Origin of the sequence: Halobacterium salinarum DSM 3754, from assembly GCF_008124605.1 — an archaeon.
GTDB lineage: Archaea > Halobacteriota > Halobacteria > Halobacteriales > Halobacteriaceae > Halobacterium > Halobacterium salinarum.
This window is the reverse complement of the sequence record NZ_VRYN01000005.1, coordinates 17,411-42,929: the sequence shown is the minus strand read 5'-3', so window position 1 is coordinate 42,929 and position 25,519 is coordinate 17,411. Positions and strand designations below refer to the sequence as shown.

Genomic DNA, 25,519 nt, shown 5'->3' with positions numbered 1-25,519 from the left:
AAAAAGGCTCGCACGCGTGTGCGCGTGTGCCGACTGTGGGCCCGGTTTCACTTTCACCCCGGCACCGCTGGTGTTTTAGCCGCTGGTCGTGAACCACGGGACACTGAATGACGTCGTTCCAGTCGACACTCGACGACGACGAGGACGGCATCGCGGAGGAGCTTGCCGCGAGCCAGCGCGAGATCTCCGTCGCCGAGTTCTTCGAGAAGAACAAGCACATGCTGGGCTTCGACTCCGGAGCCCGGGGGCTCGTCACGGCCGTCAAAGAAGCCGTGGACAACGCCCTCGACGCCACCGAGGAGGCGGGCATCCTCCCCGACATCTACGTCGAAATCTCGGAGGGACGAGACTACTACACCCTCATCGTGGAGGACAACGGGCCGGGCATCACCAACGCACAGATCCCGAAGATCTTCGGGAAGCTGCTGTACGGGTCGCGGTTCCACGCCCGCGAGCAGAGCCGCGGCCAACAGGGCATCGGGATCTCCGCGGCGGTCCTGTATTCGCAGCTGACGTCGGGGAAGCCGGTGCGCATCGAGAGCCGGACCCAGGACTCCGAGACCGCCAACGTCTACGAGCTCATCATCGACACCGACACCAACGAGCCGGAGATCAGCGCTGAAACGGAGGTTTCGGCCGCGAAAAGCGACCTTCGGGGAACGCATGGCACGCGCATCGAGATGGCCCTCGACGCGAACATGCGGGCTCGCGGGCAGCTCCACGACTACATCAAACACACGGCGGTCGTGAACCCACACGCCCGCATCGAGTTACAGGAGCCCGGCGGCGAGCTCAAATCAGAGCGCGCCGAGGAGGCCAGCCTGCCCGCCGAAACCGACGAAATCCTCCCCCACCCGCACGGCGTCGAGCTCGGCACGCTCATCAAGATGCTGGCGGAGACGGACTCACACTCCGTCTCGGGGTTCCTGCAGTCGGAGTTCACGCGCGTCGGCTCCAAGACCGCCACCGGCATCATCGACGCGTTCCGCGACGAGCATTTCGGCCGCGAGATGCGGTGGCGGCCGCCCGCCGACGCCGACCTCGAAGCGACGGTGGCCGACGCCGTTGCGAACAAGGACGCCACACACACGGCCGTGTTCGCGCGGACGGTCGCCGACGCCGTCCGGGACGCCGACAGCATCGCGCCCGCCGAGTTGGGGGCGCTCGTCGCGGACGCAGCCGCCGACGCACAGGACGACACCGGCACGTCGTTCGGCGAGACCGTGCAGGCGAACGTCGTGGCCGCCGTCCGGGACGCGCTCACCAGTGACCGCGTCGCCGACGTGCTCGGCCCGGTCGATGAGGCGACGACCGTCCAGAAAGACGACGCCACCGTACGCGGGCTCGCCGAGCGGATCGCCGCGAAGTTCGAGTCCGATGGTGACACCGACCGCGTCACGCGGGACACCCTCGACGAATACGTCTTCCGGGCCGCCGAGAACACCGCCGAGTACGCCGACGCCACGATCGGTGAGACGGCCCGCGAAAACGTCGCCGACGCGCTCTGGGCGCGCATGGCAACGGTGCCCGACGACCCCCCGAACACGAGCGCGCTCGCCGACGACCGCGACGCGGCCAGCGACCTGCTGGCGGCGATGGCGTCGGTCAGCGTGATGGCCCCGCCGACGTCGTGTCTGTCGCCGATCGAAGCCGACCAACTGGAGGCCGGGCTGCGCACGGAGTTCGACGCCGACTTCTACGCGGCGGCCACGCGGGACGCCGACGTGCACGGCGGCGATCCGTTCATCGTCGAAGCCGGCATCGCGTACGGCGGCGACATCGACAGCGAGGGCGGCGTCCAGCTGATGCGGTTCGCGAACCGCGTGCCCCTCGTCTACCAACGGGGCGCGTGCGCCACCACCGACGTGCTCGGGGACATCGGGTGGCGCAACTACAACCTCAGCCAGCCCGGCGGCTCGGGGCTGCCACAGGGGCCCGCGGTCATCATGGTGCACGTCGCCTCGACGAACGTGCCGTTCACGAGCGAATCCAAGGACGCCATCGCCAACGTGCCCGAGATCGAGGCCGAGATCGAGCTGGCGGTCCGGGAGGCCGCCCGCGAGCTGAAATCCTTCCTGCAGAAGCGCCAGTCGATGCGGAAACGCCAGCAGAAACAGGACGTCATCATGGACATCCTGCCGACGATGGCCGAAAAAGTCGGCGAGCTGACCGGCCGCGGCGGCGTCGACGTGTCGGACTCGCTTGCCCGCATCATGAACAACGTGCTCGTCGAGCGTGCGCGCAGCGACGACGGGCAAACGGTGACGCTGCGCGTGGAGAACCACGGCACCGGGAGCGTGGACGTCGATGTCACCGACATCGTCTCCGCGGAACCCGACGGCGTCGGCGACGACGCCAGCGTCGTGGCGATGGACGACGAATACTTCGTGCAGTGGACGCCCGCTGTGGCCGGCGACGACGCCGCGGAGCTGACGTACAGCGTCGACGCCGACGCGGACTGCGAGCTCTCCGTATCGGGCGTTGCGGACGCACGACTCACCGTATCCGAGGCTGACACATGAGCGAGACACACACCTCCGACGAGACCGAGGCCCGCGACCAGTTGCTGGCGATCGCCGAGCAGTTCTACGACCAGTTCGCCGACGGCGACATCCCCCGGATGTCGCTGCCGACGCGCTCGAAATCCAACATCGAGTACGACGAGGACGCCGACGTCTGGGTGTACGGTGACAGCCAGTCGACGCGCTCGGCGAACTCGGTCCGTGGCGCTCGGAAGCTGTTGAAATCCGTCTACACGGTCGATTTCCTCGCCCAGCAACTCGACGAGGGGCGGTCGTCGACGCTGCGTGAACTCTACTACCTCTCGGAGTCCTGGGACGAGGCCGAAGCCCAGTTCAACGACCAAAGCGAGAGCGACAAGCTCGTCGAAGACCTCGAAATCGTCTCCGGGGTGAAACGGGAGGACTTCCACATGCGCCCCGAGGAGTCCGGCGCGAAGGTCATGGGGCCGCTGCGGCTGCGCGAGCAGACCCGGCGGGGCGACCGCGAGATCCACTGCCAGGAGGACGTCGGGCAGGGCGGCTACCAGATCCCGAACAACCCGGACACGATCGACTTTCTCGACACCGACGCCGACTTCGTGCTCTGCGTGGAGACCGGTGGGATGCGCGACCGGCTCGTGGAGAACGGCTTCGACGACGACTACAACGCCATCGTCGTTCACCTCGGCGGCCAGCCCGCCCGCGCCACCAGGCGGCTCACCAAGCGCCTCCACGACGAACTCGAGCTTCCGGTGACCGTGTTCACCGACGGCGACCCGTGGTCGTATCGCATCTACGGCTCCGTCGCCTACGGCTCGATCAAGTCCGCACACCTCTCGGAGTATCTCGCCACCCCGCAGGCGCAGTTCATCGGCATCCGCCCCCAGGACATCGTCGACTACGACCTGCCGACGGACCCGCTGAGCGACTCCGACGTCAACGCCCTCGAATCGGAGCTCGAGGACCCCCGGTTCCAGAGTGACTTCTGGACCGAGCAGATCGGCCTCCAGTTGGACATCGACAAGAAGGCCGAACAGCAGGCGCTGGCGTCCCGTGGCCTGGACTTCGTCACGGACACCTACCTCCCCGAGCGCCTCGCTGAGATGGGCGTGCTGTAGACGCCTGTTCGTCAAGCGCCACCGGCACCCCGCTGCTCGCCACGGCACAGGCGAACCTGCGGCCGTCGCCGGCCAGGCGCTCGACGGTGTTGTAATGGATCGGCACAGCCAGCGCCGGGTCGAGCCGATCGGCGAGGTCCGCGGCCTCCGTTTCTCCCATCGTGATGCGGCGGCTGATCGGTGCCAGCAACACGTCGCAGTCAATGGCGTCGTGGCTGGCGAGGGCGTCGGAGGCACCCGGCCAGAAGACCGTCGTGTCCCCGCGGGTGAGCGTGTACCCGCAGCCGACGCCGGGTGGGTGTAGGGACGTGCCGCCGGGCTCGTCGGGTGCCGTCTGGGCCTCGGTCACGGTGAGCGCGACGCCGGCGATTCGCTGGCGGGCCCCGTACTCGACGCGCCTGACGTCGTAGTCCAGGGCGTCGACCGGTGTGACATCCCGGCTGGTGGTGGCGGCGTCGATCGCGTCGTAGACGACGACCGTCGCGTCCGCGCTGGCGACGCGCGCGATGCCGTGGGGGTCGTAGTGGTGGGCGTGCGTGATCACGACGAGATCGCCGTCCTGGGCGCGGTACTCCGCCCCCGGCGGGTGCTCGTGCGCCCCCTCGAAGCCGCCGGGCGTCCACTCGCCGGTGAGCACGCCGTACCGGCCGGGATCGGTGTAGGCGACGGTGCCGTCCGCCCACTCGATGCGCGTGGTCGCGTACCCGAGCCAATCAACGGTCACGCCGGCGGCAGTGACTGTCATGGCGTCGTGTATGCTCGGTGTGGATAAATGGCCGGCCGTGATTCCCAGCGCGTTGGCCACCGGGGTTACGCGATCAGCCGCCCGATCTCGCCGAGCGAATCGAGGACGTGGTCGGGCTGGGCGTGAGCGGGCGTGGCGGCGTCGACGCCCGTGCGAACCAGCGCCGTCGTCATCCCGGCGGCCGCACCTAACGCCACGTCCGTGTCCGGTCGGTCCCCGACGACCAGACACTCCGCCGGCGGGACGCCGAGGCGGTCGACCGCGAGCCGCGCAGTCGTCTCGGAGGGTTTGCCGAGCACCGCGTCCGGGTCGCGCTCGGCAACACCCGCGACGGCCTGCACGATCGCCCCCGACCCCGGTTTGGCTCCGTCCGCGGCCGGGATCGTGATGTCCGGGTCCGTGCCGACGAGCGCTGTGGTGCCGTCCGCGAACGCGTCGACCGCTGCCTGGAGGTCCTGAAAGCCGAACGCCGGGTCGAACCCGGCGACGACCACGTCGGCGGCCACCGGATCGGCGGTGATGGCGACGCCGGCGGCGCGCAGTTGGGTCGTGATCGCGTCCGCGGCGATGGGGTACACTGCCGCGCCGTCGTGGGATCGCTGGAGGTACGTGATCGTCGCGTCGGTCGCGGTCAGTACCTCACCGGGGGTGGCGTCGACGCCGAGGCCCTCCAGGCGGGCGGCGTGCTCGCTGGCCGGTCGCATGGGGTTGTTCGTCAGGAACAACACCGCGTCGGCGTGCTCGCGGAGCGCGGCGACGCCCGCCTTGGCACCGGGCAGCAGCGTGTCTCCACGGAGGACTGTGCCATCCAGGTCCAGAACGACGCCACGGTAGGTCACGTGGGTAGTGTGGGCGCGTGGGCGTGAAGGTCTTTGGTCAGTGCGGGGCGGCTGTCACTGCTGTTGCTGGGCGGCGAGCCGCTCGACGCGCTCGATGGTGTCGGCCGTCGTCGGGGTTTTGTCCTCGCGGACGGAGACGAACCGCGGGAACCGCAACGCGTACCCCGAGGAGTACGTCGGCGACGCCTGGATCTCCTCGTAGCCGACTTCGAGAACCACCGCCGGCTCGATGTCGACCGTCTGGCCGTCCTCGCTGCGGACGTGTGGCTCCAGGCGGTCGCTGAGGGCCGCAAGCTCCTCGTCTGTCAGCCCGGTGGCGACCTTCCCGATGGTCTCGAAGCCGTCGCCGGCGGCGTCCCGCGCGGACAACAGGAACGTCCCCAGCACTGACGCGCGGCGGCCTTCCCCCCACTCCGCGCCGGTCACGACCAGATCCAGCGTCTCCACGTCGGGCTTGCGCTTCAGCCAGTCTTTCCCGCGGTCGCCGGGCGTGTACGGGGCGGCCGGGTTCTTCAGCATGATGCCCTCGTGGCCGCCCTCCAGCGCGGTCGCCTCGAAGGCCGCGATCTCGTCGGCGTCGTCGGTCACGAGCACCTCCGAGACCGCCGACGCGTCGTCGACCACCGAGCGCAGTCGCCGGTGGCGGTCGGAAAACGGCGCGTCCAGTAGGTCCTCGCCGCCGTCGGCGCTCGGCGCGTGCAGGCAGTCGAACGCGTGCAGCTCCACGCTGATCTCCTCGCGCATCGCGGCGACGTCGTGCTTGCGGCGGAACCGCTTGAGGATCTCCTGGAACGGCAGTGGGTCGCCGTCCTCGTCGGCCGCGACGGCCTCACCGTCTATGATCACGGGGGCCGTGACGTTGTTCTCGACGAACTCCACGAGCTCCGGGAGCGCCCCCGTCACGTTCTCCATGTTCCGCGAGTACAGCACCACGTCGTCCCCGTCGTAGTGCACCTGCACGCGTGCGCCGTCGAATTTCGTTTCGACGGCGGCCTCGTGCCACTCGTCGAGGGCGTCCGTGACCGTGCCGGCCTGCGCGAGCATCGCCTGCACGGGGCGGCCCACCTCCAGCCCCATCGCGTCCAGCGCGTCGGTGCCGCTGTCGCGTGCGGTTTCGGCCACGAGGCCGTAGTCGTTCGACACCTGGAGGGCGCGCTGCACGGCCGCAGTCGGCACGTCGAACGCCTCAGCGATGGCATCCCGGACGGCCCCCTCGCCGACGCCGATGCGCATCTCACCCAACACCAGCCGCGCGAGGTATCGGGCTTCCCGGCTGGTGCACTGGTTGAACAGCCCGAACAGGAGCGTGACTTTCTCGGACTGACTGCCGTCGCCGGCGGCGGCCGCCAGGGCCGCGAGTTCGTCCGCAACACCGCTGACAGTGAGTCCGTCGGCGTGGTCGTCGCCGCCCCCGAACGCCGCGAGTCCGGTCTGTCCGCCGAGGTCCAGGCTGCCGGCGACGGCCCCGATGTCGCCGGTTTCGGCCAGTCGTGCCTCGATGTCGTCCGCGTCGACGTTCCGGCCCGCAGCCCGCGAGAGCGCCGTGTAACAGAGCTGTGGCCCGATGTCGAGTTTCGTCTCGGAGTGGGCGGGGAACACGCGTCCCTGGACGAACCGCGCGACGACATCGAGGTCGCTGTCGGCCGCGTCGAAGAGCTCCGCGACCAGCGCCACCACGTCGAGGTCGGCGTCGGTGGCTTCGATGTCGGCAGCGAACGTGGCGAACGAGCCGAACTTCATTGCGATAACGTAGCGACTAGTCGCGGATAAGCGGCGCGAACCGCAGCGGCAGTGGAGAAACAGACGGCGGTGAGCCGCCGCGACGCGGGCTGCCGCGGCGAGCCCGCGCGGGGGCCGTCACACCGGCTCTGGGTCGGCGCGTTACAGGAGCGCGTCGAATTCCTTGTGGCCGACGGTCGTGAGGCCGTCGTGGGTGATCTTCGTGATGTGGATGCCGTTGCCCGAGGCGGTGTCGCGTTCGCTCGCGGACTTCACGGCGTGGGCGGCGACCTGTTCGGCGTCCGCCATCGTCAGATCCTCGCTGTACTCCTGTTCGAGCACACCCAGGGCGTACGGCATCCCCGAGCCCTGTGCGGTGTACGTGTCGGACATCGAACTGCCGGCGGGGTCGAGGCTGAAGACGTGACCGCCGTCGTCGTCGACGCCGCCCAGGATCGGGACGACGCGGAAGAACGGCCCGCCGCGCAGGAGGTTCGACGCCATCGTGGAGAGCGCGTCGATGGACATGTACTCGCCGCGCCGCGCCTCGTAGAGGTTGGCTTCAGCGCGCAGCGACCGAATGAAGCTCTGGGCGCCACCGACCGATCCCGAGATCGAGAGGGCGGCGTTGGGCTGGATCTCCTCGACTTTCTGGACGTTCTTGTTGGAGATGACGCGGCCGCCGAGGCTCGCGCGCATGTCCGACGCCATCAGCACGCCGTCCTGGGTGGTCAGACCGACGATCGTGGTGCCGGTCTTGTTGACGGTGTCCGAGCCGGCCTGCGAGCGGTCGCCCTCGGGGAGCGAGCCGACCTCCGGCTCGTAGGGGTTGGGCGTGTCGTCGAGTCGCGCCCGATTGCGGGCGAACTCAGAGCCGTTGTTCGGGTTGAACATTACCACTTGATACCAGCCCGGGACTGATAAAAGCATCTCTTCCGGGGATTCCGCGGGGAGTCCGAAACACCGGCTGATACGCCGTCTACCTGTGGGTTACACCGTCCGGGTGAGTTGGATGCAGCGCGGTGAGCGGTGAGATGACGACTGGCGGGCGGGAGACACAGTCTGGCGGCGGTCTCGTGAGCGTTCGGAACCACAAAGCACGACTTCCCCCGTCACGTCCACTGTGGTATGAGCAACTACGTCGTTGCGATGGAAGCTGCGTGGCTGGTCCGTGACGTCGAGAACTCCGACGACGCCATCGGCGTCGCCGTGAGCGAAGCCGGCAAACGACTGAACGACCAGGACCTCGATTACGTCGAGGTCGAGGCCGGCGTGACCGGCTGCCCTGCGTGTGGCGAGGGCCTCGACGCTGCGTTCCTGGCGGCCAACACCGCCCTCGTCGGGCTGGTGCTCGAACTCACCGTGTTCAACGCGGACAGCGACGAGCACGCCCAGCGCATCGCGAAAAGCGAGGTCGGGGGCGCGCTGCGTGACGTTCCCCTGGAAGTGATCGACGTCATCGAGGACGGCGACGCGCCGGCCGAGGAGGCGTAACCCCCGAAGACTTATTAATAACTCCTAGTTATCTGGGCGTGTGCATCTACCGACGCCCCAAGATCTCCGCGAGCGGCGGACCTCCCTCGATCTGACCCAAAGCGAGCTTGCCGACCGCGCGGACGTCTCCCAGCCGCTGATCGCGCGCATCGAAGGCGGTGACGTCGACCCACGGCTCTCGACGCTTCGGCGCATCGTCGAAGCCCTCGAAGAAGCCGAAGGCGACGTGGTGCGGGCGGCAACACTCATGCACGCCGACCTCGTGAGCGTCGCCCCCGACGACGCCGTCAGCGACGCCGTTGCGCGCATGCAGAACGCCGGCTACTCCCAGTTGCCCGTCATCTCCAGCGGGGTCCCGGTGGGCTCGATCAGCGACAACGACATCGTCCACGCCGGCGAGGACGTCGGCGACCATGCCGTCCGCGAGGTGATGAGCGAGAGCTTCCCCACCGTGTCGGCGGACGCGACCCTCGACGAGATCTCCAGCCTCCTCGACCACTACAAGGCGGTGATGGTGACCGAAGACGGCGAAACCGTCGGCATCATCACCCAGGCGGACATCGCCGCCCGGATCAGTTGACCCGCCCGCCAACCCGGGGGTCTCGACCGGGCGGTGCCGGCTGAACGCGCCGTGTGGCCCCGCCAGCGCTGGCCGTTACCGCCGGCTACAGCGACAGCCCGCGGATCGAGACGCCATCGCCGTCGGCGACGCGGCCGACGACCTCGCCGTCCGTCTGGCTCGCGAGCGCCGCCGCCGCGTCCTCTGGGAGCGCGACCACGAACCCGGTGCCCATGTTGAACGTCCGGTGCATCTCCGCGTCACTGACGCCGCCGGCGTCCTGCACGTAGTCGAACACCGGCTGGGCGGGCAGCGGGTCCGACACCTCGTAGCGGAACCCGCCCATGCGGTCGAGGTTCGTCCACCCGCCACCGGTGATGTGTGCGGCGGCGTGGACGCCGTGCTCGCGGAACGCATCGAGCAAATGGGTGTAGATGCGCGTCGGCTCCAACAGCGCGTCCCCCACTGTCTCGTAGCCCTCGTACGGATACGGCTCGTCGTAGCCGCCGTCCCGGGTCGCCGCCTCGCGGGCGAGCGTGAGCCCGTTGGAGTGGATGCCCGCGGACGGGAACCCAACGAGCGCGTCTCCGGCCTCGGCCCGACCGGGGAACAGCTCCGCGTCGGTGGCCACGCCCGCCGCGGTGCCCGCGATGTCGAACCCCCGCACGACGTCGGGCATCACCGCCGTCTCGCCGCCCACGAGTGCGACGCCGGCCGCGTCCGCCCCGGCGGCCAGGCCGTCGCCGAGCTCGGCCGCCCGCCGCTCGTTGGGTTCGTCAACAGCGAGATAATCCACGAATGCGGCCGGTTCGACGCCCGCCGCAAGGAGGTCGTTGACGTTCATCGCGATGCAGTCGATGCCCACCGTGGAGTAGTCCCCAACAGCCTCGGCGACCAGCAGTTTCGTGCCCACACCGTCGGTGGCGAGCGCGAGATACTGGTCGCCGAGGTCCACCAGGCCGGCGTACGCGGTGTCGTCGGTTCCCGTCGACGCCGCGTCGACGAGCGCCGCCGTCGCGGCCTCGCTGTCGGCGATGTCGACGCCTGCGTCGGCGTAGGTCAGTCCGTCCGGGTCGCCATCGGCGTTCTCGCCAGCAGTCATACACGCACGTGCGCAACTCGTGGCGTTAAGCGTACTGGTATATGCGCGTCCACCCAACTACACGAGGACGCCCGCGAAGAACAACACCGCCGGCCCGATCGTGACCACCGCCGACAGCGCGTACGCCGTCGTGCTCCACTCCAGCACCGTCGCGCCGTCCAGAGGGCCAAACGGGATCATGTTGAACCCCGCCAGCAGGACGTTGATGAACACCCCCCAGTAGCCGACTCTGGGGGCGACCGTCACCAACACCACCAGTGAGACCGCACCGAGCACGACGTTCATCAGCGGGCCGGCCAGTGCGATGAGGCCGTTCTCGCGTGGCGTGATGTAGCCGCGGTGGTGGACCGCGCCCGGCGCGGCGAACAGGAACCCCGCGAGCCCGCCGGCGACCGCAAGCCCCAGCATTCCGTAGTCGGCGCGGAACTCCGCCTCCTGTCCGAACCGCAGTGCCACCGCCTTGTGTGCGAGCTCGTGCAGCAGGAACGCCACGCCCACGGTCGCCAGGCTCAACGCGAACGCGCGGGCGAACACCTGACTGGCGAGCACGTCCGTCAGCGTCGTCGGCGACACCGGCACCCGGTAGAACGCGAACGCCAGCCCCAGCAGCAGCCACGCCGCGCCGAGATCCCGCGCCTCGTGCCAGGACACCCACGACCGTGTCACAGCAGCCCCCACAACGCCCGGGCGCTGTTCTCAGCGCCCTGCACCATCGCGTCTGAAACCGCGTGCAGCGAGTCGAACGGCCCGCCGATGGCCGGCAACACCACCAGCGGGAACAGCACCGACGCCACGATGCTGCCGACGTTGGTCATCGCGACGACGGCGATCAGCCGGAACAACGGCACGTCGAGCATCTCCGAGACGATCTCCCGGACCGGACGCGTTTCGTCGTCCAACAGCGTGTTCAGCGTCTCGATGTCGGTGACGTGCACGGAGAGATAGCGCAGTTCGATGTATCCGGCGAACCAGCCCGGCGCGAGCAGCGGGTTCACGGACGTGAGCCACGCCACTGCGCCGCCGACGCCGGCCGACGTCCAGTGGGCACCCGCGAGCTTCGCGGTGGTCAACGAGAACACGCCGTTGAACAGAAACCAGCCGCCGAACACCTGCAACAGCACGTCGTTGCCCACGCCGGCCATCACGAGCAGCGCGAAAAACACCAGAAACCCCACAGTGAACGCCAGCCCGACGCCTTTCAGCAGCCACGACCCCCCGGTCTCTTTCCCCGTCAGCGACTCCATCGGGGGCAGCGAATCGGGGTTTTCGAGGTAGTTCATGATGCCGTCACGGTGGCCCGCACCGACGACGGCGACGACGTCTTTGCCCTGGGCGCGAAGCGCGAGCAGGTTGTGCGCGATGAACGCGTCGCGCTCGTCGATGAGCGCTTGCGCGCCGCCCGGACTGAACCGTCGGAACTCGGCCATCATCGCCGACACCACGTCGGCGTCAGTGAGTTCGTCCATGGAGAACTCCGCGACATCCGTCTCCGTGTCCGGCGCGGTCCAAGCCAACACCGCCGTGAACGCGATGCCGAACACGGCACCGCCCGCGATGGCGAACAGTCCGACTTCGGTGATCGCGGCGATCACGCCAACCACACCTGCCAACACACCGAGTCCGGGTGGCACGCTGGGCAGCACGTAGAGGCCGCCGAGCAGCTCGGCGATCACACCCACGAACGCCCCGATCAGCCCGCCGACGGTCAGGCCGAGTGTCAGGCTGTCGGTGACGCCGAGCGCCAACTCGCCGCCCATTCGGAGCTTCTCCGGCAGCGACATCCGCGCCCAGAAGCGCTGGATGGTCACCTGGATGTCGCGGTCGACGAGCGCCACGTCGGCCCCCGCGGTGTTCGCGGCGTCCACGGCCGCCTGCATGTCGGCCCCGGGCTCGATGCCGAACTTCTCGCCGAGGCGCCGTTGGGCGTACGACAACAGCCAGTACGCCAGGAACTGGAACGCCATGCTGCCTTTCAGGAGGTCCGTGGCGTCCAAGTCATCGGGGGCGTCGCCCTGCATCTGCCGGAACCGGCCTTCGTCGAGCTCTACGGCGACTGTGTCAGGGTGTTCGTCGTCGATAACGCGCTCGACCTCCTCGACGCTGTCCGAGGAGACGTGCGCCGTGCCGACGACCCGCACCGACCCCTCGCGGTCGGCCGACGCGGCGTCCTCACTCATTACCTAGCGGATACGGGGGCCCAGCCTTACACCTGTCGATGGCCCGATGCTTGGCCGGCCGCTCCCGCAAGCTTTCAACCGCTCCGGTGAAAACGACGGCGCATGACCGACACGGTCCGGCTGATGGAGTCGTACACGGAGATGACCGAGATGCTGCTGCCGAACGACACGAACAACCTCGGGCGGGCGCTCGGGGGGACAGTCCTGCACTGGATGGACATCTGCGCCGCCATCGCGTCGATGCGGTTCGCCGGCTCGCAGTGCGTGACCGCGTCGATGGATCACGTGGATTTCATCACCGCCATCGAGATGGGCGAGGTGGCGGTGGTCGAGGCGTACGTCTTCGACACCGGCTCGACCAGCATCGACGTGAAAGTCGACGTGCACGCCGAGGACCCCCGTGAGGGTGCAACCCGAAAGACGACATCGTCGTTTTTCACGTTCGTCGCGGTCGACGACGACGGCTCCCCGATCCCGGTCCCGGATCTGGCGTGTGAGTCAGACGCCGAAACCGGCCTGCGGGCGGCGGCGATGGAGGCTCACGAAGAGCAGGCACACCAGGAGCTGTGAGCGGCGGCTACTGTTCGACGGCGGCGGCGGCGTTGATGATCGTTTCCTCGCCGAACTTCGGGCCGACAAGCTGAACGCCGACCGGGAGGCCGTCGGCGTCGCCGGCGGGCACCGAGATGGCGGGGAGGTTCGCGAGGTTCGCCGGCGTGGTGTTGGCGTCCGCGAGATACATCTGGACGGGGTCGTCGAGGCTCTCGCCGAGCTTCGGCGGGAGCACCGGCATCGTCGGGGACGCCACCACGTCGACGTCGGCGAACGTCTCGTCGAAGTCCTGTTTCACCCACGCCCGGGCTTCCTGGGCTTGCTTGTAGTATTTGTCGTGGTAGCCCGCCGACAGCGCGTACGTACCCAGGAGGATGCGGCGCGTGACCTCGTCGCCGAACCCGTCGGCGCGCGCGTCCGCGAACGTCTCGTTCCAGTTGCCGTCGAAGCCGCCGCCGGTGCCGTACCGGACGCCGTCGAAGCGCGCGAGGTTCGAGGAGGCTTCGGACATGGCGATGACGTAGTAGGCGGCGACGGCGTACTCACAGGACGGCAACGCCACGTCGACGGTTGTCGCGCCCTCCGCGCGGAGGTCCGCAAGCGCCGCTTCGAAGCGCTCGACGACGCGGTCGTCAGCGCCGTCGGTGAGTTCCTGCGGGACGCCGATGGTCAACCCATCGACGTCGCCGGTCGCGGCGCTGGCGTAGTCAGCGTCTGCGCCCGCGTCGCGGGTGGTGCCGTCGTGTTCGTCGGGGCCGGCGATCACGTCCAGGAGTTCGGCCGCGCCCTCGACGGTGGGCGCGATCGGCCCGATCTGTTCGAGGCTGTTTGCGTACGCCACCAGTCCGTACCGGGAGACCAGGCCGTACGTCGGTTTGAGGCCGACGACGCCACAGTACGCGGCGGGCGCGCGAACCGAGCCGCCGGTGTCGGAGCCGAGCGCGAGGTCGGCGTCGCCGTTCGCGACGGCGGCCGCGGAGCCGCCGGAGGAGCCGCCGGGCACCCGGGTTTCGTCGACCGGGTTCTTCGTGGGACCGAAGTACGAGGTCTCGGTCGTCGTCCCCATGCCGAACTCGTCCATGTTGGTCTTGCCGACGATGGTCCCGCCGGCCGCGAGGAGGTCCTCGACGACGGTGGCGTTGTACGGCGGCTCGTAGTCGGCCAGCATCTTCGAGCCACACGTGGTGGGCACGCCTTTCGTGGAGATGTTGTCCTTGACGGCCACCGTCGTGCCGTCGAGGGGGCCGTCGGCCGCTCCCTGGATGGTCGTCTCGGTGATGAATGCGTTCAGGCTCATTACGAGACGTTGGGGCCTTTGAACCGGCCGTCTTCGGTTTCGGGGGCGTTTGCGAGCGCGTCGTCCTGGTCGAGGGAGTCCGCGATCTCGTCGGCCCGCATCACGTTCACCAGCTCCGGCTCGGCGTCGACTTCAGGGACCTCTTCGAGGCGCTCGAAGTGTTCGAGGATGTCCCCACAGTGGTCGACGACGGTGTCGACGTCCTCGTCGTCCAGTCGGAGGCGCGCGAGGTCCGCGACGTGCCGGATCTCCTCGGCGTCGACGGCGTCAGTCATACGCGAGTGGTCGCGCGTGCCGGCGGTAAGCGTTTCGATGGCGGGACCGAGCACGCAAATTAATGATATGTGGTAACAGTTATCAAAGTACTTTTGCCCGTGCATGTGCATTATCCACACGAGCGGACAACCACACCGGCCCCCCGCAGCCAGCCCCACAATGACAAACCAGCGCACAACACGAGACGGGAGCCACGGCACGGAATCAGTACCCACGCAGCGCAGCCGTGAGTCCACCGACGAAGACCACGGGTGCCCGGAGTGCAACGGCGACCTGGTGACCGACGAGGATCGCGGGGAGACCACCTGCGGCGAGTGCGGCCTCGTGGTCGAGGAGGACGGCATCGACCACGGCCCCGAGTGGCGCGCGTTCAACGCCCAAGAACAGGACGAGAAATCCCGCGTGGGCGCTCCGACCACGAACATGATGCACGACAAGGGGTTGTCCACGAACATCGGCTGGCAGGACAAAGACGCCTACGGCAACACCCTGTCGGGGCGCCAGCGGCGGAAAATGCAGCGCCTGCGCAAGTGGAACGAGCGCTTCCGCACCCGCAACAGCAAGGAACGCAACCTCAAGCAGGCGCTGGGTGAGATCGAGCGCATGGCCTCCGCGTTCGGGCTGCCGGACAGCGTCCGGGAGACCGCGTCGGTGATCTACCGCCGCGCGCTCGGCGAGGACCTGCTGCCCGGGCGCTCCATCGAGGGCGTCGCCACCAGCGCACTGTACGCCGCCGCGAGGCAGGCAAACACGCCCCGCAGCCTCGACGAGGTCGCAAGCGTCAGCCGCGTCGACCGCGGCGAAATCGCGCGCACGTACCGCTACGTGGCCCGCGAGCTCAGCCTCGAAGTCGCGCCGACGGATCCCGCGAGTTACGTTCCCCGGTTTTGCTCTGACCTGGAGCTGTCCGGCGACGTCGAACGGCGCGCCCGAGACCTGCTGGCCGCCGCCGCCGACGCCGGCATCACGTCCGGGAAGTCGCCCGTCGGCCTCGCCGCGGCGTCCGTGTACGCGGCGGCGCTGCTCACGAACGAGCGCGTCACGCAAAACGAGGTCAGCACCGTCGCGAACGTCAGCGAGGTCACCATCCGCAACCGCTACCACGAGATCCTGGACGCGGGCGGTGAACCCGGCGTGGAAGCGTAACCCATATTCGGGGCGTCGCGCCACCGCTGGGTATGGAAACCACGCGGCATTTCACCGCCACCGTCTACGTCGTCAACGACGGCGCGACGGCGCTCCACGAGCACGCCCGCCTCGGCCTCACGATCCCGCCGGGGGGCCACGTCGACCGCGACGAGCTCCCCCACGAGGCCGGCCTGCGGGAAGTCAGCGAGGAACTCGGCCAGGAACCGACCCTGCTGGGGGATCGCCCCGAGATCCCGGCTCCCGCCGGGGTCGCGTTGCCGACGCCGCGCTACCAGCTCTGTTACGACATCAACGTCCACGAGGACGGCTCGGTCGGCCACCAACACATCGACCACGTCTACTTCGGGACGGTGCCGACCCGCACGGTCGCGCCCGACGACGGCGAGGCACCGCCGGACGCCTGGGAGTGGTATTCGCCGGCCGCCCTGCGCGCGGACGCCGCCGTCGACCCGGACACGGCGCGGATCGGTATCGAAGCCATCGAAGCGGCCGCCGGGGAGTAACCCCCGGCTGCCCGGTCACTCCTCGATGCGGGCCTCGACGTACTGTGTGACGTGGTCGTCCATGCGGCGCTTGAACCCCGCCTGGCGGGCGAGCCGGTCGACCTCGCGGGCGACCAGGCTGCCGTACTGCACGGCTTTCTTGTCGCGGTCGGCTACCGCGTCGGGCAGCCACGATCGGGCCGCCTCCCGGAGCGCGCGTTTCCGGGTGTCGCCCGACACGAGCCACTCCCCCGGCAGCGCGAGCGCCGCGCGCACCACGTCGTCGTGCAGCAGCGGCGTCACCGGCTCCACGCCGGCCGCCCGCAGCGCGCGCAGATCCCGCTCCAGTTGGGCCGGCAGCGACTGCACCGTCTCCCGGCGCGCACCGCGCACAGTGTCGGCGTCGGTGCGCGGGTCGGTCGGCGCTTTCGCGACCTTCGCGTACCCACCGAACAGCTCGTCGGCCCCCTGCCCGACCACGAGGCGGCTGTAGCCGTCGGCGGCCGCCCGGGCGGCGACCAGGAACAACGGCAACGCGATCTGGACGGCCATGGCGTTCGTGCGGCCGATCGCCCGCGCCACCGTCGGCACGGCCGCCTCGATGTCCGCCAGCGTCACTTCGTGCACGCGCAGGTCGTCGGCACGCCCCATGGCGGCCGCCGACTCGCGGGCCGCCGCGATGTCGCTGCTGTCCGCGTAGCCGACGACGTACAGCGGCGCGTCCAGCGCGGCCGCGGCGAGCGCGGAGTCGACGCCGCCGGAGAACGCCACCGCCAGGTCGTCGCCCGCAGGAACGCCCCCGAGCGCGCCCGCAACGGCGTCCCGGACGCGCTCGACCGGCTCGTCGCCGGTCGGCGCCGGCTCCGGGAGCGACCACACCGGCCGTCCGCTGCCGGTCGCGCCCGGAGCGCGAACGTGGCCGGCCGGCAGGAGCGTCGGCGCAGCGAGATCCCGTGGGTCGTGGCTCCACTCGTCGCCGTCGACGTAACACAGCCGGCGGCCCAACACGTCCCGTGCGAGCCGGCCGTCCGGCAGCTCGCCCGCGAACCCGCCGGTTCCGGGCAGCGGGTCGCCCGACTGGACGGCGTCCAGCACTGCGTCGGGGGCAGCGCCCCGCATCAGAAGAACTCCGCGAGGCGGTTCGTGATCCGGCGCTTCGCGCCGCCGGCCGCCTGCCGGAAGCTGATATGCCACGGGGTTCGTTTCCCGTTGACCGTGGTTTCGCCCGCCCGGATGGCGTCCAGGATGGCCTCGACCGTGTGGCCGTCGGCGTCGATCCGCGTGACCGCCTGCCCCACCATCTCGGCGATGTGCGCGTCGCTGCCGGCGGTCATGGGGCAGTCGTTGTGCTCCGCGAACGTCTCGGCTTTCCGGTTCGCGAGCCCGGTCAGCAGCCGGGAGTTGTACACCTCGATGGCGTCCGCGGACGCCAGTTCGCGCCGCGAGATGTGGGGCGCAACGCCGCTGCGCGAGGACTGGAAGGGGTGGGGGACGATGGCGATGCCACCGCGGTCCCTGATCTCGGCCAGCGTCTCGGCGAACGGCAGCCCGGCGGGCACGGCGCGCTCGACACCGATGGCGAGCACGTGACCGTCCGCGCTCGTCACCTCCATCCCGGGAATGCCGACGAGATCGTAGTCGGCGGCCAACTCCGCGGCCCGGAGACTTGCGTCTATTTCGTCGTGATCTGTCACCGCAAGCGCGTCGAGCCCCACGGCCTGGGCCTGCTCCAGCAGCATCTCGACGGGGTCACGGCCGTCGTAGGAGCGCTCGGAGTGCGCGTGGAGTTCGACAGACAGCACAGTCAACGCTTGCCGTGGTGGGAAGAAAAACGACTCGGTACCGGTGCGCCGCCGAACACACCACGACTATGCATATGGAAACGACTAAACCACCCGAGTCAGACCACGAAAGTGAATGTCTCTTGGTGACTCGGATCGGGAGCGCGTCGTGGCAGCCCTCGGCCGCGACCCCACACCCGCGGAAGCCGCGCTGTTCGAGAACCTCTGGAGCGAACACTGCGCGTACCGCTCCTCACGGTCGCTGCTGTCCGCGTTCGACAGCGACAGCGAAGCCGTGGTCGTCGGCCCGGGTGACGACGCCGCCGTCGTGCGCGTCCCCGGCACCGACCAACTCGTGACCGTCGGCGTGGAGAGCCACAACCACCCCAGCTACGTCGACCCCTACGATGGTGCCGCCACCGGCGTCGGCGGCATCGTCCGGGACACCCTCTCGATGGGGGCCTATCCCATCGCGCTCGCCGACGCGCTGTACTTCGGTGACTTCGACGACGAGCACGCCCGATACCTCCTGGACGGCGTGGTCGAGGGGATCAGCGACTACGGCAACGCCATCGGCGTCCCGACGGTCGCCGGGGCCACGCAGTTCCACGACGGCTACACCGGCAACCCGCTGGTGAACGTCGCGTGCGTCGGCCTGGTGACCGAGGACCGACTCGTCACGGCGGCGGCGAAATCGCCCGGGAACAAGCTCGTGCTCGTGGGGAACGCCACCGGCCGGGACGGCCTCGGGGGCGCGAGCTTCGCCAGCGAGGACCTCGCCGAGGACGCCGAAACCGCCGACCGCCCGGCCGTCCAGGTGGGCGACCCCTACACGGAGAAACTCCTCATCGAGGCCAACGAGACGCTGCTCGACCGCGACCTCGTGGTCGCCGCCCGCGACCTCGGGGCCGCCGGGCTCGGCGGGGCGTCCTCGGAGATGGTCGCGCAGGGCGAACTCGGCGCGCGCATCACCCTCGACGCGGTCCACCAGCGCGAACCGGAGATGAACGCCATGGAGATCCTGCTGGCGGAGTCCCAGGAGCGCATGTGCTACGAGGTCGCCCCAGCCGACGTCGACGCCGTCCGCGAGGTCGCCACGCGATACGACCTGGGCTGCTCGGTCATCGGCGAGGTCACCACGGGCAACTACGTCTGCGAGTTCGACGGCGAGACCGTCGTCGACGCGCCCGCGACGGTTCTCGCGGACGGAGCGCCGGCAACCGACCAGCCGTCGACGGCACCCCAAGCGCCAGCCACGGACCGGCCGGATCCGGCGCTCGGGACGGCCATCGACGCCGTGCTCTCGGCCCCCAACACCGCGAGCAACGAGTGGGTGTATCGCCAGTACGACCACGAGGTCGGCGCGCGAACCGTCCAGCGCCCCGGGGAGGACGCCGCCGGGCTGGCGCTGCACGAGGCCGACGACGGGACGACGGTCGCGCTGTCCGCGGGCGCGAATCCGGGGTGGACGGCTTGCCAGCCGTACGCCGGCGCGTACGCCACCGCCGTCGAGAACGCCACGAACCTCGCGGCGGCCGGTGCCGAGCCGCTGGCGGCCGTCGACTGCCTCAACGGCGGCAACCCCGAGGACCCCGACGTGTACGGCGGCTTCGAGGCGATGGTTGCGGGGCTGGCGGACGGCTGTCGTGCGATCGACACGCCGGTCGTCGGCGGCAACGTCAGCCTGTACAACGACTCCGCGACCGGCCCCATCGCGCCGACGCCGACGCTCGCCGTGGTCGGCTACCGCGACCAGCACCCCGTCCCCGGCAGTGGCCTCGCCGGCGACGGCGATCTCGTGCTCGTCGGCGGGCACGCCGACGGCCTCGGCGGGTCGGTCTACCTCCAGGCGCTGGGTGGCACCGACCAGTTCCCGGCCGCCGACGCAGCCGGCGTGGACGCCGTCCGCGAGGCCGCCACGCGAGCGGACACGCTGGCCGTCCACGACATCAGCGACGGTGGGCTGGCGGTCACGCTCGCCGAGATGGTGACCGCGGACGCCGGCGCGACCGTCACCGTGCCCGGGTTGGCGGCGCTGTTCTCGGAATGCCCTGGTCGTGCGGTCGTCGAAACACGCGACGCCGACGCGCTCCAAGCGGCCCTTGATGTGCCCGTCGTGCGCCTCGGGTCGGCGACCACGGACGGCACGCTGTCGGTGACCGTCGACGACGAGACTGTGACGCGGGACGCCGCCACGATCCGGGATCACCGCGGCGTCATCGCCCGCGAGCTGGACTGACCGGCGATTACACGACGACGGGGACGGCGTACGCGACCGCCAGCCCAACCAAAAGCACGATGAGCCCGTTCGTGACCTGTCCAATCGAGAACTCCTGCATGGGCGCGGTGACGCGGCCCCCGTCGTCGCCGTGATCGTCGGACATACGCGGCGGTTCTCGGCGCCCGCACTTGGCAGTATCGAAGCGCAGTGACTGCCTACCGGACGATGTGCACGTCGTAGCGGTCGTCCGCGGAGACGCCTTGCCCCACGGAGGTGAGGCCGCCGACCACGTGGCCGGCGTTGTCGCTGCCGACGAACACGACCGTCGCGCCGGCATCAACCGCGAGCTCGCGGACAGTGCGACTGACACGCCCCCGGGGCGCGTATGCGTCCAATACCTCGTACTCCACCGGCACGCCCGGCGCGATCTCGTGGACGTCCGCCGCGATCGCGGCCGCAACCGTCCCGACATCGAACGACTCGTCAGCGCCCAGCCAGCCCCGGTCGCGGGCCATCGCGGGATCGCGTTGCACGGCGGTGACAGCCACCACGGCCGCGTCGGCGGCGTCGGCGAACGTGACGGCACGCCGGAGCGCCGCCTCCGCGAGCGGCGAGCTGTCGAACGCGACGACGTATGTTATGGGTTCGCCTGGGCGTTCGGGCCCCGTCAGCGTTTCGAGATCCACACGCCACGCCAGGGGAGCGCGCGGATCGGACACCTTATCCGGGTCTCGGATGTACGCCGTCGTACCCGACCGATGACACTCACCAAGCGCGTCATCCCCTGCATCGACGTGGACCTCGACGACGACGGGGAGCCCGCAGTGTACACCGGCGTCAACTTCGAGGAGCTGGCGTACACGGGCGACCCCGTCGAGATGGCGAAGCGGTACAACGAAGCGGGCGCCGACGAGTTCGTGTTCCTCGACATCACGGCCAGCGCCGAGGGCCGGGAGACGATGCTCGACACCGTTTCGGCGGTCGCCGACGAGGTGTTCATCCCGCTGACCGTCGGCGGCGGCATCCGGGACACCGACGACATCCGGGAGACGCTGCGCGCGGGCGCCGACAAGGTCTCGATCAACTCGGGCGCGATCGCCGACCCGTCGCTGGTGGACCGCGGCGCGAAAGCCTTCGGCAGCCAGTGCATCGTCATCAGCGTCGACGCCCGGCGGCGCTTCGACGAACAGGGCCAACACTACACGCAGGTCGACGGCGAGTCGTGCTGGTTCGAGTGCACGGTCCACGGCGGCCGCGAAGGCACCGGCATGGACGCCATCGAGTGGGTCCAGGAGGCACAGCGACGCGGCGCGGGCGAGCTGTTCGTGAACTCCATCGACGCCGACGGCACACAGGACGGCTACGACGTTCCGCTCACGGCGGCGGTCTGTGACGCCGTTTCGACGCCCGTGATCGCGTCCTCGGGGTGTGGCGCGCCCGGCGACATGGCCGACGCCTACGACGCCGGCGCTGACGCGGCGCTGGCGGCGTCGATCTTCCACTTCGACGAGTACAGCATCGCGGAGACGAAAGAGACGCTCGCTGACGCCGGCTATCCGATCCGCGCCCCGGACGCGTGAGCCGGCTCAGACCGCGGCTTCGAAGGTGTCCGCGAACGACTGGAGTTTCTGGCTGGTGTGGCCGGCCGCCGCCTGCAGGGCGTCGACTGGGTCCACGTCGCCGTCGGTTTTGATCGTGAGCAGCGGCTCCGTCTGGCCGCCGGACTGCTCGGGGTTCATGTCGTAGGACGCCGCGGTGACGCCGTCGGTCTCCAGCAGCGTGCCCTTCAGCACGTTCATGAACGTGTGGTTCTCCCCGGCGACTTCGATGGTCAGCTCCGCGTCGTCCTTCTCAATAACCCGCAGATCCATGGCTCCGGTTTCGCCCGTCCGGCGTTTCAACGTTTCGAACGGCCGACCCGTCGGGGTGCGCCCGCTGGTTTATTACGTCCCAACACGGAGACGTGATGTATGCACGTGCCGTCGGACGCCGCCGCGGTCGTCGCCCTGACGGCGGTCGGTGGTGTGCTCGCTGTCAGTGTCGTCCCGCGCTTTCGCCGCGCGCGGTGGCTCGCCGGGGCTGCCGTCAGCGGGGTGCTCGCCGGGCTCGTCGTGGCGGGGAGCAGCGGCCTCCTGGACCTGTGGCGGGCCGTCGGATACGCCGCCGTCGTGGTGTTGCTTGCGACCGGCACCGCCGTTTTCACCCGTGGACCGGGCCAAGACGCCGTCCAGGCGGTTCGGTCGCGGCTCCTGTTCGGCGTGCCCTGGGGGACGCTGCTGGTTGCCGGGATCGTGGCCGGGTTCTACACGCTCGTCCAGCGCGGCCCGGACGGCACACTGCTTGTGGTGCCGTTCATCTCCTGGTCGTACGCCTACCCGCTGGGCGTGCTCACGTCGCCGATCGCCCACGCCAACCTCGGCCACGTCACCGGCAACCTCATCGGCACGCTGGCGCTCGCGCCGGTCGCCGAGTACGCGTTCTCGCATTACCCGACTGCCCGCGGCACCGCCGCGTTCGGGTCGTGGCGAACGAACCCCTACGTCCGTGCCGGCGTGGTGTTCCCCGCCGGCGTGCTCGCGGTGGCGCTTCTCACCAGCGTGTTCTCCTGGGGCGCGGCCGTCGGGTTCTCCGGGGTCGTGTTCGCGTTCGCGGGGTTCGCGCTCCTCAAATACCCCCTGGCGACGGTGGTGGCCGTCGCCGCCCGGGACGCCATCTCGGTGTTCTGGCGGACGCTGTTGGAGCCCGTGACGTTCGCGTCGGCGTCCCAGTCGTTCGGGCCGCCGTGGTGGGCGGGCGTCGCGGTCCAAGGCCACCTCTTCGGGTTCCTTCTGGGCGCGCTGGCGGCGGTCGCGGTGCTCGTGCACCGCGATGACCACCCCAACCCGGCCCGCGTCTGGCTGGGCGCGGTCGTGATCGCCACGTCGCTGTCGCTGTGGGCGGTGTGGTGGTACGGCCGGAGCGCCGAGTACGTGCTGTTCCGCGCCGGCGGGCTGTTGCTCGTGGTGGTGCTTGCGGTCGTGTTTGCGGTCGTCGCGGGCACGCACGGCGGCGTTACGCTCCCCGGACGGGGCGGCGAGACCACCGCGACGGCGCGCAAACTCGCGGCGGCGGCGCTGATCATCCCCGTGGTGACGATGGCGTTCGTCGCGGTGCCCGTGAACCTCACCACCGTCCAGGACGCGAACGTCGCACAGTCGGCGGTTTCGGTCAACGGCTACGAGGTTACGTACGCCGAGAACGCGACCAACAAGCGGGTTGCGGCGGTCGACATCCCGTACTCGGGGGCCGCGACGAACGTCTCCGCCAGCGGCGTCATCGTCGCCAACCCGGACCGCGGCATGTGGACCGAACGCGTTGGCACCGACGAGCTCGCGTTCCGTGGTGACGCGGCCATCACTGTCGGCGGGCTGAACTGGCGGGAGACCGTCGGCGTGCACCGCGAGGGGTGGGTCGCCACCGGCGGCCAGCCGGTCTACAACGTCTACCTGCGACCGCCGGACGGCGGATCGTTGCGGCCGGTGTTCGCGTCGGCGAACCGCACCGCAGCCCCCGTGTTGGACGGCCGCCACGTCCGGCTGAACGCCGACGCCGGGCAGTTCTCGCTGACGGTGCTGCGAAACGAAACGGCGCTTGCCACCACCGGCGTGCCGGCGGCCAACGCCACCGCCACGGCGGGCGGCCTGACGTTCGAACATACGGCCGGCCGGCTGCTCGCGCACACCGGCAACACGACCGTCACGGTCGCGCACAGCGAATCCTACGACTGACGACCCCAGTCCACGCGGAACAGTTCCACGTCGAGGACGGCGCGGTCCTGGGTGTGGAAGGAGAACTGAGCGGGCACCGCAAACTCGGCGGCGAACGCGTGGGTGACGGTTCCACCCCGGTCGCCGGCGAACGACTCCACGAACGCCTTGCTGCCGGCGTTGTGCACGGAATACGACACCGCCGCGACCTCCGAGGCGGCCGCCAGGAACGCCCGGTCGGCGTGCTCGGCACCGTCCTGCGCGCCGAACGGCGGGTTCATCACGACGGTGTCGACGGCTGCCAGCGGCGGCCGCGTGGCGTCAGCCACCGTCCACTCGACGCCCACACCCGGCTCAACGCGGGGTTCGTTGGCCCGGCCGACGGCCACCGCGTCGGGGTCACGCTCGACCGCCAGAACGCGGTGGGGGTTGCGGGTTGCCGCCGCGATCCCGAGCATCCCCGTGCCGGCTCCGAGATCGGCGACCGTGCGACCGGCGAGGTCGTCGTGGAGGTCGGCGAGCGCGATGAGCTGGGCGGCCAGCTCGGTCGGTGTGGCGTACTGTTCGAGCCCCGGGTCCGGATCCCGGAACCCCTCGACTGCGCCGAGCCGCCTGGCGAGCGCGCGCTTCACGCTCCACCCGTGGTGGGCGGCGGCGAAGAACCCTGCGCCCGCACGGCGCTACCAGGTGCCGTGGAAGGTGTCGAACGAGAGGTCCTCCAGTGGCTTGTTCCCGACGGCGATCTCGTACTCGCCGGGGGTCAACATCGGCTTGTGGAACTGCGGGCCGTCGTCGGTGGTGATTCGCGGGCAGCCCGTGTTCACGAACGCGTCCATGTCGAAGTTCATCAGCCGGTCGGGGGTCACCTCGTCCATCGTGATGAGGTAGGCGTTGTCGTTGTTCTCCACGATCTCCTCGGCCTGATCGAACCGGCCTTGGCCGATCTTCGTGCAGAAGATCACGCCCCACTGCTCGGCGTCCATCGCCTTGTGAACGGACGCGTAGCGCTCCTTGAGGAACTGCTCGGCGTCCGCGATCGACACCGCGTTGTTGACCGGGTCCGCGATGACGACGTTTTTCTCGGGGTGTTCCATCGCCAGGCCGAGCGGATGGAACTTCCCGCCGCCGACGTACAACACCTGGTCGGCGTCGATGTCCGCGCTGGCGTAGTTGCAGCCAAGCACCTGGCCCTCGTTGGTGAGGCGGTCGTCGCCGCGGCGCGTGTGCACCGTGTACCCGCGCTCCTCCAGCCACGTGCGCATCTCCTCGAACTGGTTCATGTGTTGGGCGGTGGTCACCAGCCCAACGTCGCCGTCGTGGAGTTCGTCGCGGGCCTCCTGCATGATGGGCTCGACATCGACGTTCGAGAACAGCGGCACGTAGATGATCGAATCCGACTCCTTCATCGGGGAGTGCCCGAAGTGCACGAACACGTCGGTGCGCCGCATCAGATACGTGTCGAGGTCGCAGGCCCCATAACAGGGCTGGCCGGACAGCATGATGCGGGTGTCGTCCAGGCGCGCCCGCAGGTCGTCGGCGACCGCTGGCCCGCGGCGCTTCAACCCCTCGGGGAACTGCAGGCCGACTTTCTCGGCGTCTTTCCGCTCGACCTCGTCGACGATGCGGTCGAGCTCGTAATCCCACGTCCGGTCGTGGCGCAGCGAGAGTCCAGTGTTCCGGAGATCGCCCGCCGACCGTGCCTCCTCGTTGCTCATTAGCTGCGGTATGGGGGCTTGCTCGTTTAACCCCCGTGGTTCGCGG

26 protein-coding genes are annotated in these 25,519 nt (G+C 69.6%); 10 read left to right on the top strand and 16 right to left on the bottom strand.

Annotated elements, in window-relative coordinates; translation table 11 throughout:
• The first annotated feature begins 107 nt into the window (after positions 1–107).
• Positions 108–2,522 (top strand): DNA topoisomerase VI subunit B, encoded by a 2,415-nt coding sequence (locus APQ99_RS09920; protein ID WP_136361258.1) that lies wholly within the window; start codon positions 108–110, stop codon positions 2,520–2,522.
• A complete protein-coding gene (locus APQ99_RS09915; protein ID WP_136361257.1) occupies positions 2,519–3,619 on the top strand; it encodes a DNA topoisomerase IV subunit A in 1,101 nt (366 codons plus the stop codon). The genes APQ99_RS09920 and APQ99_RS09915 overlap by 4 nt, the downstream gene beginning before the upstream one ends.
• Here the strand turns inward: APQ99_RS09915 and APQ99_RS09910 are convergent.
• The 4 genes from APQ99_RS09910 to psmB form a co-directional block, all read right to left on the bottom strand.
• On the bottom strand, positions 3,570–4,364 hold the full coding sequence (locus tag APQ99_RS09910; RefSeq protein ID WP_136361256.1) for an MBL fold metallo-hydrolase: 795 nt from the start codon (positions 4,362–4,364) through the stop codon (positions 3,570–3,572). The genes APQ99_RS09915 and APQ99_RS09910 overlap by 50 nt on opposite strands.
• Positions 4,365–4,429: 65 nt before the next feature.
• Positions 4,430–5,203 (bottom strand): HAD-IIA family hydrolase, encoded by a 774-nt coding sequence (locus APQ99_RS09905; RefSeq protein WP_010902620.1) that lies wholly within the window; start codon positions 5,201–5,203, stop codon positions 4,430–4,432.
• A gap of 54 nt (positions 5,204–5,257) precedes the next feature.
• A complete protein-coding gene (gene ligA, locus APQ99_RS09900; RefSeq protein ID WP_010902619.1) occupies positions 5,258–6,943 on the bottom strand; it encodes an ATP-dependent DNA ligase LigA in 1,686 nt (561 codons plus the stop codon).
• A 141-nt stretch (positions 6,944–7,084) separates the two neighbouring features.
• Positions 7,085–7,816, bottom strand: a complete 732-nt coding sequence (gene psmB, locus APQ99_RS09895; RefSeq protein ID WP_012289244.1) for an archaeal proteasome endopeptidase complex subunit beta — start codon at positions 7,814–7,816, stop codon at positions 7,085–7,087.
• 234 nt (positions 7,817–8,050) lie between these two features.
• On the opposite strand from psmB, the gene APQ99_RS09890 reads away from it, so the two are divergent.
• Positions 8,051–8,416 (top strand): DUF555 domain-containing protein, encoded by a 366-nt coding sequence (locus APQ99_RS09890; protein ID WP_010902617.1) that lies wholly within the window; start codon positions 8,051–8,053, stop codon positions 8,414–8,416.
• 40 nt (positions 8,417–8,456) lie between these two features.
• The gene (locus APQ99_RS09885; RefSeq protein WP_010902616.1) at positions 8,457–8,996 is read left to right on the top strand and encodes a helix-turn-helix domain-containing protein; all 540 of its coding nucleotides are present in this window, start codon (positions 8,457–8,459) and stop codon (positions 8,994–8,996) included.
• An 85-nt stretch (positions 8,997–9,081) separates the two neighbouring features.
• Here the strand turns inward: APQ99_RS09885 and purM are convergent, their stop codons facing one another.
• From purM to APQ99_RS09870, 3 genes are read right to left on the bottom strand one after another with little or no spacing between them, the layout of a single operon-like run.
• Positions 9,082–10,077 (bottom strand): phosphoribosylformylglycinamidine cyclo-ligase, encoded by a 996-nt coding sequence (purM, locus tag APQ99_RS09880; RefSeq protein ID WP_010902615.1) that lies wholly within the window; start codon positions 10,075–10,077, stop codon positions 9,082–9,084.
• Between the two features lie 57 nt (positions 10,078–10,134).
• A complete protein-coding gene (locus tag APQ99_RS09875; protein ID WP_012289243.1) occupies positions 10,135–10,743 on the bottom strand; it encodes a zinc metalloprotease in 609 nt (202 codons plus the stop codon).
• Positions 10,740–12,254 (bottom strand): TraB/GumN family protein, encoded by a 1,515-nt coding sequence (locus tag APQ99_RS09870; protein ID WP_010902613.1) that lies wholly within the window; start codon positions 12,252–12,254, stop codon positions 10,740–10,742. The genes APQ99_RS09875 and APQ99_RS09870 overlap by 4 nt, the downstream gene beginning before the upstream one ends.
• Before the next feature lie 102 nt (positions 12,255–12,356).
• Here APQ99_RS09870 and APQ99_RS09865 point away from each other — a divergent pair, with 102 nt between their 5' ends.
• Positions 12,357–12,824: an acyl-CoA thioesterase gene (locus tag APQ99_RS09865; RefSeq protein WP_010902612.1), complete on the top strand. Its 468-nt coding sequence runs from the start codon at positions 12,357–12,359 to the stop codon at positions 12,822–12,824.
• A gap of 7 nt (positions 12,825–12,831) precedes the next feature.
• Here APQ99_RS09865 and gatA read toward each other — a convergent pair whose 3' ends face one another.
• On the bottom strand, positions 12,832–14,103 hold the full coding sequence (gene gatA, locus APQ99_RS09860) for an Asp-tRNA(Asn)/Glu-tRNA(Gln) amidotransferase subunit GatA (RefSeq protein ID WP_010902611.1): 1,272 nt from the start codon (positions 14,101–14,103) through the stop codon (positions 12,832–12,834).
• Positions 14,103–14,378: an Asp-tRNA(Asn)/Glu-tRNA(Gln) amidotransferase subunit GatC gene (gene gatC / locus APQ99_RS09855; RefSeq protein WP_012289242.1), complete on the bottom strand. Its 276-nt coding sequence runs from the start codon at positions 14,376–14,378 to the stop codon at positions 14,103–14,105. Before gatC ends, gatA begins: the two co-directional genes overlap by 1 nt.
• A gap of 160 nt (positions 14,379–14,538) precedes the next feature.
• Here gatC and APQ99_RS09850 point away from each other — a divergent pair, with 160 nt between their 5' ends.
• Together APQ99_RS09850 and APQ99_RS09845 are read left to right on the top strand one after the other, a co-directional pair.
• The gene (locus APQ99_RS09850) at positions 14,539–15,525 is read left to right on the top strand and encodes a transcription initiation factor IIB (RefSeq protein WP_010902609.1); all 987 of its coding nucleotides are present in this window, start codon (positions 14,539–14,541) and stop codon (positions 15,523–15,525) included.
• A 32-nt stretch (positions 15,526–15,557) separates the two neighbouring features.
• Positions 15,558–16,031 (top strand): NUDIX hydrolase, encoded by a 474-nt coding sequence (locus APQ99_RS09845; protein WP_010902608.1) that lies wholly within the window; start codon positions 15,558–15,560, stop codon positions 16,029–16,031.
• Positions 16,032–16,046: 15 nt separating this feature from the next.
• Here the strand turns inward: APQ99_RS09845 and APQ99_RS09840 are convergent, their stop codons facing one another.
• Together APQ99_RS09840 and APQ99_RS09835 are read right to left on the bottom strand one after the other, a co-directional pair.
• A complete protein-coding gene (locus APQ99_RS09840; RefSeq protein ID WP_010902607.1) occupies positions 16,047–17,129 on the bottom strand; it encodes an asparagine synthase C-terminal domain-containing protein in 1,083 nt (360 codons plus the stop codon).
• The gene (locus tag APQ99_RS09835) at positions 17,129–17,812 is read right to left on the bottom strand and encodes a PHP domain-containing protein (RefSeq protein ID WP_012289241.1); all 684 of its coding nucleotides are present in this window, start codon (positions 17,810–17,812) and stop codon (positions 17,129–17,131) included. The genes APQ99_RS09840 and APQ99_RS09835 overlap by 1 nt, the downstream gene beginning before the upstream one ends.
• 115 nt (positions 17,813–17,927) lie before the next feature.
• Between APQ99_RS09835 and purL the strand changes: the two genes are divergently transcribed.
• Positions 17,928–20,030 carry a phosphoribosylformylglycinamidine synthase subunit PurL gene (purL, locus tag APQ99_RS09830; protein ID WP_136361255.1) on the top strand — a complete coding sequence of 701 codons (2,103 nt, stop codon included), beginning with the start codon at positions 17,928–17,930 and terminating at the stop codon, positions 20,028–20,030.
• A gap of 7 nt (positions 20,031–20,037) precedes the next feature.
• Here purL and APQ99_RS12600 read toward each other — a convergent pair whose 3' ends face one another.
• Together APQ99_RS12600 and APQ99_RS09825 are read right to left on the bottom strand one after the other, a co-directional pair.
• On the bottom strand, positions 20,038–20,175 hold the full coding sequence (locus APQ99_RS12600) for a DUF7550 family protein (RefSeq protein ID WP_010902604.1): 138 nt from the start codon (positions 20,173–20,175) through the stop codon (positions 20,038–20,040).
• Positions 20,176–20,227: 52 nt separating this feature from the next.
• The gene (locus APQ99_RS09825) at positions 20,228–20,731 is read right to left on the bottom strand and encodes a universal stress protein (RefSeq protein WP_157849921.1); all 504 of its coding nucleotides are present in this window, start codon (positions 20,729–20,731) and stop codon (positions 20,228–20,230) included.
• A gap of 39 nt (positions 20,732–20,770) precedes the next feature.
• On the opposite strand from APQ99_RS09825, the gene hisF reads away from it, so the two are divergent.
• Positions 20,771–21,592 (top strand): imidazole glycerol phosphate synthase subunit HisF, encoded by an 822-nt coding sequence (gene hisF / locus APQ99_RS09820; RefSeq protein ID WP_010902602.1) that lies wholly within the window; start codon positions 20,771–20,773, stop codon positions 21,590–21,592.
• Between the two features lie 6 nt (positions 21,593–21,598).
• Here hisF and APQ99_RS09815 read toward each other — a convergent pair whose 3' ends face one another.
• Positions 21,599–21,883 carry a DNA-directed RNA polymerase subunit L gene (locus APQ99_RS09815; RefSeq protein WP_010902601.1) on the bottom strand — a complete coding sequence of 95 codons (285 nt, stop codon included), beginning with the start codon at positions 21,881–21,883 and terminating at the stop codon, positions 21,599–21,601.
• Between the two features lie 99 nt (positions 21,884–21,982).
• Here APQ99_RS09815 and APQ99_RS09810 point away from each other — a divergent pair, with 99 nt between their 5' ends.
• A complete protein-coding gene (locus APQ99_RS09810) occupies positions 21,983–23,779 on the top strand; it encodes a rhomboid family intramembrane serine protease (protein ID WP_010902600.1) in 1,797 nt (598 codons plus the stop codon).
• On the opposite strand, the gene APQ99_RS09805 is transcribed toward APQ99_RS09810, so the two are convergent.
• Together APQ99_RS09805 and dph2 are read right to left on the bottom strand one after the other, a co-directional pair.
• On the bottom strand, positions 23,770–24,390 hold the full coding sequence (locus tag APQ99_RS09805; protein ID WP_010902599.1) for an METTL5 family protein: 621 nt from the start codon (positions 24,388–24,390) through the stop codon (positions 23,770–23,772). The two genes, APQ99_RS09810 and APQ99_RS09805, sit on opposite strands and share 10 nt — an antisense overlap.
• 48 nt (positions 24,391–24,438) lie before the next feature.
• Positions 24,439–25,473, bottom strand: coding sequence for a diphthamide biosynthesis enzyme Dph2 (gene dph2, locus APQ99_RS09800; RefSeq protein ID WP_010902598.1), 1,035 nt, complete (start codon positions 25,471–25,473; stop codon positions 24,439–24,441).
• Between the last annotated feature and the right edge of the window lie 46 nt (positions 25,474–25,519).